General features: G+C 28.1%; 13 protein-coding genes. 4 read left to right on the top strand and 9 right to left on the bottom strand.

Features of this window, described 5'->3' with window-relative positions; all coding sequences use genetic code 11:
• Window positions 1–34 precede the first annotated feature (34 nt).
• From QX51_RS19060 to rd, 4 genes are all read left to right on the top strand, one after another.
• Window positions 35–853 carry a nitroreductase family protein gene (locus tag QX51_RS19060; RefSeq protein WP_039681475.1) on the top strand — a complete coding sequence of 273 codons (819 nt, stop codon included), beginning with the start codon at window positions 35–37 and terminating at the stop codon, window positions 851–853.
• Between the two features lie 20 nt (window positions 854–873).
• Entirely contained in the window at window positions 874–1449 is a 576-nt protein-coding gene (locus tag QX51_RS19055) for a nitroreductase family protein (RefSeq protein ID WP_330376114.1), read from the top strand.
• Window positions 1450–1515: 66 nt separating this feature from the next.
• Window positions 1516–1659 carry a nitroreductase family protein gene (locus QX51_RS21640; protein ID WP_330376113.1) on the top strand — a complete coding sequence of 48 codons (144 nt, stop codon included), beginning with the start codon at window positions 1516–1518 and terminating at the stop codon, window positions 1657–1659.
• Between the two features lie 124 nt (window positions 1660–1783).
• Window positions 1784–1945 carry a rubredoxin gene (gene rd / locus QX51_RS20225; protein ID WP_074078758.1) on the top strand — a complete coding sequence of 54 codons (162 nt, stop codon included), beginning with the start codon at window positions 1784–1786 and terminating at the stop codon, window positions 1943–1945.
• 124 nt (window positions 1946–2069) lie between these two features.
• On the opposite strand, the gene QX51_RS19050 is transcribed toward rd, so the two are convergent.
• From QX51_RS19050 to walR, 9 genes are all read right to left on the bottom strand, one after another.
• Window positions 2070–2918 carry a DegV family protein gene (locus QX51_RS19050; protein WP_039681474.1) on the bottom strand — a complete coding sequence of 283 codons (849 nt, stop codon included), beginning with the start codon at window positions 2916–2918 and terminating at the stop codon, window positions 2070–2072.
• Window positions 2919–3097: 179 nt separating this feature from the next.
• On the bottom strand, window positions 3098–3787 hold the full coding sequence (locus QX51_RS19045) for a radical SAM protein (protein ID WP_039681473.1): 690 nt from the start codon (window positions 3785–3787) through the stop codon (window positions 3098–3100).
• On the bottom strand, window positions 3780–4358 hold the full coding sequence (locus QX51_RS19040; protein WP_039681472.1) for an ECF transporter S component: 579 nt from the start codon (window positions 4356–4358) through the stop codon (window positions 3780–3782). The genes QX51_RS19045 and QX51_RS19040 overlap by 8 nt, the downstream gene beginning before the upstream one ends.
• Window positions 4359–5324 carry a nucleoside hydrolase gene (locus tag QX51_RS19035; protein ID WP_039681471.1) on the bottom strand — a complete coding sequence of 322 codons (966 nt, stop codon included), beginning with the start codon at window positions 5322–5324 and terminating at the stop codon, window positions 4359–4361. It lies immediately after the preceding gene.
• 437 nt (window positions 5325–5761) lie between these two features.
• Complete coding sequence (locus QX51_RS19030) at window positions 5762–6184, bottom strand: cytidine deaminase (RefSeq protein ID WP_039681477.1); 423 nt, start codon at window positions 6182–6184, stop codon at window positions 5762–5764.
• 167 nt (window positions 6185–6351) lie between these two features.
• Window positions 6352–7569, bottom strand: a complete 1218-nt coding sequence (locus tag QX51_RS19025; RefSeq protein ID WP_039681470.1) for a glycosyltransferase family 4 protein — start codon at window positions 7567–7569, stop codon at window positions 6352–6354.
• A gap of 13 nt (window positions 7570–7582) precedes the next feature.
• Window positions 7583–8440 carry a hypothetical protein gene (locus QX51_RS19020; protein ID WP_039681469.1) on the bottom strand — a complete coding sequence of 286 codons (858 nt, stop codon included), beginning with the start codon at window positions 8438–8440 and terminating at the stop codon, window positions 7583–7585.
• A 142-nt stretch (window positions 8441–8582) separates the two neighbouring features.
• Entirely contained in the window at window positions 8583–10013 is a 1431-nt protein-coding gene (locus QX51_RS19015; protein ID WP_039681468.1) for an ATP-binding protein, read from the bottom strand.
• A 3-nt stretch (window positions 10014–10016) separates the two neighbouring features.
• Window positions 10017–10715 (bottom strand): cell wall metabolism DNA-binding response regulator WalR, encoded by a 699-nt coding sequence (gene walR / locus QX51_RS19010; RefSeq protein ID WP_039681467.1) that lies wholly within the window; start codon window positions 10713–10715, stop codon window positions 10017–10019.
• Window positions 10716–10739: the final 24 nt, after the last annotated feature.

Below are 10739 nucleotides of genomic sequence, written 5' to 3'. Positions count from 1 at the left end.
ATATAAATGTCAATTTATTTTAGGAGGTATTTTAATGAGTAATATGTTTAATAGACCAGTAGATGAATTAATAAAAATTAGAAATTCTGTTAGAAACTATGATAATTCACCTCTATCTGAAGAAATAATAAATAAAATTGAAAACTTCATTAGCAAGGTGGAAAATACTTTTAATCAAAAAATAAGAATTAAATTAATAAGGAAAGATAATTCAAATAAAGAATTAAAACTTGGAACTTATGGCGTGATAAAAGGTGCTAATTATTTCTTAACAGCTGTTTGTGAAAAGGATGATTTATCTTTAATTGCCTTAGGATACGCTTTAGAAAAAGTTATATTATACTGCACTTCTCTAGAACTAGGTACCGTATGGCTTGGTGGTACTTTTAATAAAGGTGAGTTTGCCAAAGCTATGAGTTTAAATGAAAAAGAAATTTTACCAATTGTTTCACCAGTAGGATATGAAGGTGGTAAAAAATCACTTATAGCTACTTTATTTGGTGATAATAGTAAAAAGCGTAAAGATTTTTCAGAAATATGTTTTTATAAAAACTTTAATACACCACTTACAAATAGTAATGCAGGTAAATATTTTGAACCACTTGAAATGTTGCGTTTTGCACCATCAGCTATTAATAAACAACCTTGGAGAATCTTAAAATATGATGATAATATACACTTCTATCTAAGTAGTGCTAAAGAATTAAATAAAATAGACATAGGTATAGGCCTTTGTCATTTTCACTTATCTGCTATGGATAAAAATATAAGTGGTGAATTTACATCACTTAGTTCTATAAAAGATCAAGATAGTAAATTTACTTATGTTATATCTTGGATAAATAGTAAATAAAACTAAAGGATGCTATTAAAATGTTTAAAATAAACAAAGAAAAATGTATAGCCTGTACACAATGTATAAAAGATTTCCCAACTTCTACTATCTCACTAAAACAAGACAACGCTGAGATAAATAATGAAAACTGTATAAAATGTGGACACTGTATTGCCATATGTCCAGTGGATGCTGCATCAACTGATGATTATAATATGGATGAAGTAATCCCTTATGATAAGAATAGTTTTTCAGTAGAAGCAGATAATCTTTTAAACTTTATAAAATATAGAAGAAGCGTTAGAAAATTTAAAAATAAAGAAATAGAAAAAGAAAAAATCTTAAAAATAATAGATGCTGGTAGATATACTCAAACTTCAACAAATAGTCAGGATGTATCTTATACAGTAGTTACTGATAAACTTGGTGAATTAAGAGACTTAGCTTATGAAAGTTTAAGAAAAAAAGGTGAAGCTATTTTATCAAACTTAACGCCTGAAACTTCTCATTTAGAAAGATATGATAGAATGTGGATTTACTCCTATGAGATGTATAAAAAGATCCGAAAAAAAATGGTAAATTATTCTTCAATGCCCCTCTTGCAATATTTATAACTACACCTAATCCTATAAATGGCGGTTTAGCTTCTTCAAACATGGAACTTTTTTAGTGGATTTTTATTGATATCATCTCAAGATAACAAAGAAATTTTAGATTTACTTTGTATAAAAGATAGCAAGTTGTTATCTTCATGTCTAGTGATTGGTTATCCTGATGTAAAATACCAAAGAACTGTTCCTAGAAAAGATGCCCTTATAAACTGAATTTGACAAAATATGTTTTTATTATAAATGAATATTGTATACTTACACTAATATTGATGATTATTATCTCTTATTGTGTAACAATAAGAGATAATACAGTTATTATTAAAAAGGGGGCTGAATTATGAAAAAATATGTTTGTGATGCTTGTGGCTATATTTATGATCCAGAAGTTGGAGATCCTGATAACGGAATAGCTCCAGGTACTTCTTTTGAAGATTTGCCTGATGATTGGTTATGTCCTTTATGTTCAGTAGGTAAAGACGAGTTTTCTGAAACTGAATAATTAAATTCTACTTCAGGCAAGGGGGAATCATTTTTCCCCCTTGCTTAATATAATTCCTATATTTCATCAAGATTATTTTATTTTTAAATATACATATTAAAAAATAAAATTCATTTAAATTCATCTACTTAGTATAATAAGCAATACCAATACTACCAGGTCCCACATGTAGACCAATAACCGGGCCTATAGACTGAATTCCAACTTTCTGCCCTAACTTGTTCTCCAAAGCTTTCGCTAGCTTCATCCCTTCTTCTTCACAATTAATATGGTGTACAATAACATCGCCTAATCCCTTTAACTCTATTTCATTTAAAACAGTTCCTACTATCTCATCTACAGCTTTTTTTCTAGTCCTAACCTTCTTAAATATAGAGGTTTCACCATCTACAACTGTAAGTATGGGCTTTATTTGAAATAAATTACCAAATAGTGCCGCTGCACCACCTATTCTTCCACCTTTTTTTAGATACTCTAAGGTTTCTGGTGTAAATAAAAATCTACTATGATCTAGTACATATTGAGCCAACGCTACTACTTCCTCCATACTTTTCCCCTCTTTTGCTGCTTCTCCTGCTTTAATTGCAGCAAATCCCATTTGCATACAATTAGTCTTCGAATCAAGGATTTCTATATTGGCTTTTGGATAATCTTCTAATATCATATTTTTTATCATATTTGCATTGGAATATGTTCCACTCATTTTTGATGATAAAAATATACCTACTATGGAATCTCCATTTGCTATTATGTCTTTAAATATACTCAGCATTTCTTCTGGTATTGGCTGAGATGATTTTGGAATTTCACTGGATTTGCTCATATCTTCATAAAAATTTTTATTATCTATATCAACTTCACGTCTGCTTTCTCCATCCATAACAACATTTAAAGATGCTATTTTTATATCATATTTATTTACATATTCTTTTGGTATATATGATGTGCTATCTGTAACTATTTTTATAGCCATATACTTCACTTCCTTTTATGTATTAGATTTATATGTAATATATATTATTATAAACCATTTTTTAACTAACAATAATATATATTACATAAAATAATATAATATATTTTTTTTAAATATATAAATATAATAAAACCATATTGACTATATAATCAATATGGTTTTCTATATTATCGATTTTATTAATCTCCCACACCGAAGTCTGTATTATTAAACAATACTTCAATCTTTGGATTATCTATTAAAAACTTATACTTTTCTTCAAACCAATCTACAAGCTCTTGATCTCTCTTAACTTCTGATGTATTATCAATAAAGACATTTATAGTAGCATGGTCAAAGTTATTAAGAACTATTTCCATATCTCTATCTATCATTTCTTTAGTTTGACCTTTAATTCCCACCATAATGCAAGGTGAATCAAAGTATTCTTTCAATTCTTCCACACTTTCAAACTTAGCATTTTTGTTAAGATATCCATTTCTAAAGTCATAGTCAAAAGTCTCCACACCTATTTTAAATGTTATAGGTATTTCAAAGAAATCTCTCATTTCTTGAATTTTCTTTTTATAAACCCAGTGACTTTCTAAGAATAGTTTTTCTATTTTCTTTTCCTTGATTATTTCTTTTATTTTCAATAAAGTGGCCTTAGGAATTTCAAAACAACTACCTGAGTTTATAACTTCCAATACTTTGTATTTTCCAGTTATGTTATCTAACACCTCAAAGTTTAATTTGTTTATTTCTTCCTCATCTTTTGAATTGTCTAATATATAATCACAAAAACTACATTTGCCCCATTTACATGGAAAAGCTTTAAGTAGTACTATTTCACGCTGGTTTTTGTTTGTTACTTCACTATATCTATCCATGTTGTTTATTCACCTTCTGTTTAAATGATAATTTGTAACTTTTAGGAAGTGCCGCCACACCTAAAGCTACTAAAACTACAGCCAAAAATTTATCTGCATAATCTGTACACACTTGAGTAATAAATACACTAACTACCATTGGCACATTGAAATGACTTAATATTTGTACTATATAAGAGGAACCTGAAGATGTCACACCTCCAAATAAAAATGCTGCTATTATGGCACTTATAATACTTGTCGGTATGGTAAATATAAATACTCCCAATGGTGTTTTCTTACCTTTTAATAATCCTTTTTTATACATTAATCCTGCAAGAAGTCCTGTACTTATTTGTACTGGTGCAAAATACAATGAATATGGATCAAAAGTCATCCCACTTACTAAACTACCACATACTCCAGTCATTACTGCAAATTTAGGTCCTAATAAACAAGCAACTAATATGGTTCCTATAGAGTCCAAATAAATAGGCAGTCTAAGTGTTAAAGCTATTAATGCTCCTATTATATTTAAAGAAATTCCCATTGCCATTAAAGTTAAATTTCTTGTACTCATACTCTTATTCATTTATATTACCCCCTCAATTGTATCTATTTCATTTTCATATCCATTAAATATTCTTTTTAAGAACATTTTCATAAAAGCTTTTTCATCCACCTCAGTTAAAACATGAGCGTTTGGTTTATTTTTGTAGAAGTTGAATGAATCTATTATGGATTGCCCCATAGCAACTCCATCATGTACTACTTCTACATAAGAATCAAAGCCTTTACATAAATTTCTATCAATGAAATATGCCACTGCAAGAGGATCATTTATTACACATCCTATGATGTGTTCCTGTTCCCAATGGAAATCTATATAAAATCTCGTTATTTCTGTTATAAATTTTGATTTTTCTTTATCAAGTCTATTAATAAACTCAATAATATTTGGTGTTAATACTATTTTCCTAGTTACATCTAGGCCTATCATATGAATTTTTTTAGGTAAGTTTTGGTAAACATAATCAGCTCCTTCAGGATCTACCCAATAATTAAACTCTGCCACTGGTGAACAGTTTCCATGTATTCTAAAGGCTCCACCCATAGATACAAATTCATCTAAATTATTGAATGCTTTTTTATCCTTCATTAAAGCTTTTGCAATATTCGTCATTGGACCCAGAGCTATTATAGATACTTTTTCATTATTTTTTAATGTATCAATAATAAAGTCTACTCCATCTTCTAATATTTCTTTATTTACATCTTCATAGAAATTTTCTCCTATACCATCTTCGCCATGAGTATCTTGTGCTGTTACAAGTTCTCTTTTTAGTGGTAATTTTTCGCCCACATAAACTGGTATATCTAGTCTTTCACATATTTGAAGTGCTTTTAGAGCGTTCTTTGCTCCAAGATCTGCTGGTACATTACCACTACAGATTGTAAGTCCTAATACTTCTAATTCTTTAGAATTTAATGCTAGAAGTATTGCCAGGCAATCATCTATACCTGGATCACAGTCAATTATTACTTTTCTTTTTTCCATATTTATCTCCTCCTAATCTTTCTAAAGGAGATCCTATACGCTTTTTTGCACAAAAAAAGCCGTATCTAAGGATTAACTTAAATACTGCCACTAAATAAGCTAACCTAGTTTTTTATACTTGGAGGATCTCGAACAAGTCCTAGATGTAAAATACAACCTAGTATTTTCAATAATTTGAATAAAATATAATTATAACTGTATAGTTCCTTAATATTATATTTTAATATGGACAATATTATAACATAAAAAAAGAAAGGGATAAACCCCTTCTCTTATTTATGGTAAATTTAGTTATTCTAAGCAACAGATTTACCTACAGTGAAGCAAAGGTGCATTGTTGGCGCCATAAACAACAAGTTATTTATTTTAAGCAACGGATTTGCCTGAGTGAAACGAAGGCATATCGTTGGCGCCATAGTCAATTGCATAGCAATTGACTATTTTAGGTTAGCCGGTCCAAATCCTAGTGGTAATATTTCTTCTAATGTATACTCTATATAATCATCAAGATTATTTCTATCTTTTGCTAAGTAAATTTTAAACTCTTTTGGATTACAAAACTCCATCATTACTTGTCTACATACTCCACATGGTGAGCAAAATTCCCCCACTTCACCTTCTTTATTTCCTACTATGGCAATCGCATCAAACTCTTTTTGTCCTTCTGATACTGCTTTAAAAAAGGCTGTTCTTTCGGCACAATTTGTCGGAGTATATGATGCATTTTCAATATTACATCCTTGATATATTTTACCATTCTTACCAAGTAAAGCTGCTCCAACATTGAAATGAGAGTACGGTGTGTAACAATTATCCTGTGCTTCAAATGCATTTTTTATTAGTAATTGTATATTATTCATAAGTTTTAATATCCTTTCCATTTTAATCCTTTAATTAATTTGTTATGTACATAGATACAAACATATAAAGGATAATTATTATAACATCTAGAAATAAAAAAGTATACATTTTTTGAAATTTTTTATGATTTTTATCTACTAATTATAATATATAAAATACATATAATTTATACGATTAATTTTATAATTTTATCAATCTTCTTGCCAAGACCATCCCAAGTTTTATTTTCCATATTAATATTAGGTCTTTTTTTATCTTCATTAATTTCATTTATAAATTTTTCCATACACTTAGCAATATTTTCTTCAAACTTAGGTAAATCTTCCTTTAATGGAGTTGTAAAATTTATCATCCTTGGCATCTTTAAATACAAAATATTATGAGAATTATTTATATCCTCTCCTATAAAATCTTCCAGCCCATTAATTTTACTAACTATTACTCTACATCCACATGATAAAGCCTCTAGTACAACTACAGGCAACCCTTCATAAAATGATGGTAATACAAAAATATGACTTTTGTTAAATAACTCTGACAAGTCTTCATGATTTAATTTACCATGAAAATTAACTCTATATTTAGATTTTTTTGATATTTCTATTATTTCATTAATCTTTTCTTGATCACTTCCACTACCCGCTATATTTACAATAATATCTTCTGCATTGCAATCTAAAATATTAAGACTATTTAGCAATGACTTTATACCCTTGCTTTCACAAATTTTGCCCGCATATGTTATATTAATTTCTTTCTCTTTTTTATAATTTTTGTTATAAAATACCTTATTGTCATAGCCACTGCCTATAATACTAACTTTATCATTCTTAACCTTGAAAATTTTTATTATTTCTTCTTTTTGTTCATTGTGTAATGCAAAAATATGATCTAATTTATTTATATTTGAAATTATATAATTATGATTTAAATCTATATTTTTTAATTGTCTAAGACAGGTTCCATGACAAATAGCAACTACTTTAATATCTTTCACTCTTTCCCTTGCAACACTTGTAATTAAATATAAATGATTGCATATAATAATATCTGGTTTAAAGTCCTTTATTGCCATATCTAAAATATAGGTAAATTCTCCCTTAATTTTATTTATCATATCTTCAGTAAGATCTTTATATTTTGTACTTTCATAAGGCATAATATCACTCATACCCACGACCGGAAAAGGTAGTCTTTCACTATTATAAATCATAGGATAAAACTTTACCTTTTTATTTGAGTAATTCTTTTCATCATTAATATCTATACCTGCAATTACCCCTTGTTTATGTCCCAACTTATGCAAACTTTCAATTACTCCACTCATATACACCCCACTGCCTGTGCTATTTGGTTTTTGAGCTGTAATGTGCAATATCCTCATATAATCCATCCTTTTATTTTTTTATGATATGTAAATAGATACAAGATGAATCATCGCTTTCTTTGAATCTTGGAAATATCTTACCCTTTTTATCTTCTTTTTCTAATTCCCTTGTTTTCTCTTTAATATACTCAATCCCTTTATATTGTCCTATTTCCATAACTTCATCTTCTGTAAAAATATTATACCTATCCCAAGCACATGAAAATCCATCACTACTCATCATGATTTTAAGCTCATTTTCTATATTTATATAACCATGTATGGATTTTTCTACTGCCTCTTTATTAAACTCTAATATCCAGTATCCTTCCTCACTATTTTTCTTAAGCCTATTTTCTATTATAAGAGGAAGCAATATATTCTTTTTTTCTACTAAACTTAACTTTTCTATTTTATTAAGCTCACTCATTCTTATCAATACTTCTTCATCAAATTGGCAAACACGTTCATCTTTAATTATAGTATTTTTCTTTAAGTCATTTAATAATAAAGTACAATCTCCAAGAAGGAAATACTCTAGTTTATCTTCATAAAGCTTTATTATTATTGCAGAAGCTGAAGGTGTATCTAGTTCTTCAATTTTTAATCCATTTAGCTTTAATAAATATTCTTTTTTTATATCTTCCAATCCGTCTAATACAATTTTTTTTAAAGATGTATTTTTACTTATGTTTTCTTCTAAGTATTTATTCCACCAAGATACATACCACTTGGCATCACTTTCTTTAGATATTAAGTTTTTATTATTTAGTCCTGTTGCTCCATCTAATACCCATGCGCCTTTTTTACATATTCCCACCATATCTTCATTGTAACTTTCACTACCCTTTTCACAAAGTAGTTTAAACTCTTTGATATCTATTTCCATAGTACCCTCCAAATTAAGATATAAATATTTATCTGTAAATATTATTGTATAGTAAAGATAAATTATTACAACTATTTCCTATTAATTATAATTATTCAATATCAAAAAAGCCGTATCACAAATTTAGTGATACAGCTTTTTATTACATAGATTCTATAATTTTATTTTTCAGTGTGAAAGTTATGCTTGTACCCACTCCTTTTTCACTATCTATTATCATTTTTCCTCCATGTAATTTTACTATTTCATTACTTATGGCAAGACCAAGGCCACTGCCCGATTTATTGTAATCTTCTTGGAAGAACTTATCTAGAACTTTAGTTAAGTTTTCTTTTTTAATACCAACTCCATTATCCGTAACAGTAAATGTAGTGAATTCCTCACCTTGAGAAACTATTACAACTACATATCCACCTTCTGCAGTAAACTTTATTGCATTTTGGACTAAGTTAATTAAAACTTGTCTAAGTCTATTTTTATCACCTTGAATATCAAAAATTTCTTTTGTTTTAAATTCTGTAAGAAGTGTAATATTTTTTTCATTTGCCTTAACCGCCAACTGAGTTACTACACCCTTTGCCAGTCTAGTTACATCTACCATATCAATTTGTAATCTAATTCTATCTGATGATAAACGAGAAAAATCTAGTAAGTCCTCTACTAAAGATATCATTCTTTCTGTTTCATCTTGTATTATTCCAAGACCTAAGTCTAGCTCTTCTTTACCTATACCCTCATAAGCTAAAGTCTCACTCCATCCTTTTATAGATGTTAAAGGAGTTCTAAGTTCATGTGATACAGAAGATATAAACTCTTCTTTTAATTTTCTACTCTTATCTATTTCCACTGCCATATGCTCAAAAGTTTTCACAAGGTCTGCTATTTCATCATTGTGTAATTGCTCTTTTTTCAATTTAATATTGTAATTTCCTTGAGCTAATTCGTTAGCAAACTGTTTTAAGTTTTTAAGTGGTTTAATTAAAGATTCTGCAAATCTTAAACTAAGTAAAAGAGCAATAATTAGAATAATTACACCTGCAACAATAAAGAAGAAAACAAGTTTAATTATGGTATTATCAATTTGTCTTAAAGATAAGCTATATCTAACTACACCTTCAATTTGATTATTTACTTTAAGAGGTACTGATATACTCATAACATGTTCGTTTGTTCCCACAATATTATAAGTATACGGCGTTAAATTACTACTACCTCTTAAAGCCTTATTTACATCTTCATATTCATATTTTTTATTGGTTTTTATTCCATATTTGTCTAATATTAAGTTTTTATTTTTATCTATAAATTCAATAGAAAAATTTGTATTACTATTTACTTTTCCTTTTTCAAAAATATTTGAAACTTTATTTTCAAAACTAGTAGACTCCATTCCCACACCATCATATATATCAATAGTATAGTTTGCTTGAGAAATTAAAGACTGTTTAGCTGAGTTATAATAATAGTTTTGAAGATAAAACATAAATAGTCCTTCAAATAATGCTACTGTTATAATTATCATTATAAAATAATACTTTATGACTCTTTTTCTCAGACCTTCTAAATGTAGCACCTATTATTCATCCTTTCTAAAACAATATCCATAGCCCCAAACAGTTTGGATGTACTTAGGTTTTGATGGATCATCTTCAATTTTATTTCTTATTCTTCTTATATTAACATCTACAATTTTAAAATCATATAAATAATTACTTCCCCATACTTCATTTAAAATTTGATCTCTACTTAATGACTTTTTAGCATTTACCATTAAATACTTAACTATGGAGAACTCCGTAGGTGTTAATTCTATTTCTAATCCACTCTTGTATAATTTTCTTTTATCTATATTTAATACAAAAGGATCAGATATTATTTCATTACTCTTAAATTTATTTTCATCTTTTTTGACTCTTCTTATGAGAGCTGAAACTCTAACTAATAATTCTTTTATACTAAATGGTTTCACAATATAGTCATCTGCACCAGATATAAACCCTTCTAGTTTATCTTCTTCTTGGCCTTTAGCCGTAAGCATTATAACTCCAATTTGATCAAATTGTTGTCTAATAAATTTACATATTTCTATACCACTCATATCAGGTAACATCACATCAAGTAATGCTATTGATATATCCGGATGATTTGAGAGTTGCTCTATAGCTTCTGATCCACTTCCTGCTTCTATTATTTCATATCCTTCTCTTTTTAAATTTATACTTACAAAGCTTCTTATACCTATCTCATCTTCTAAGACTAATATTTTTTCCTTCATTTTTTAATAATTCCTCCCAAAATT

Source organism: Terrisporobacter othiniensis, from assembly GCF_000808015.1.
Taxonomy (GTDB): Bacteria; Bacillota; Clostridia; order Peptostreptococcales; family Peptostreptococcaceae; genus Terrisporobacter; species Terrisporobacter muris.
Note: the sequence above shows the minus strand (reverse complement) of the source record. Positions and strands in the feature narration are given on the sequence as shown.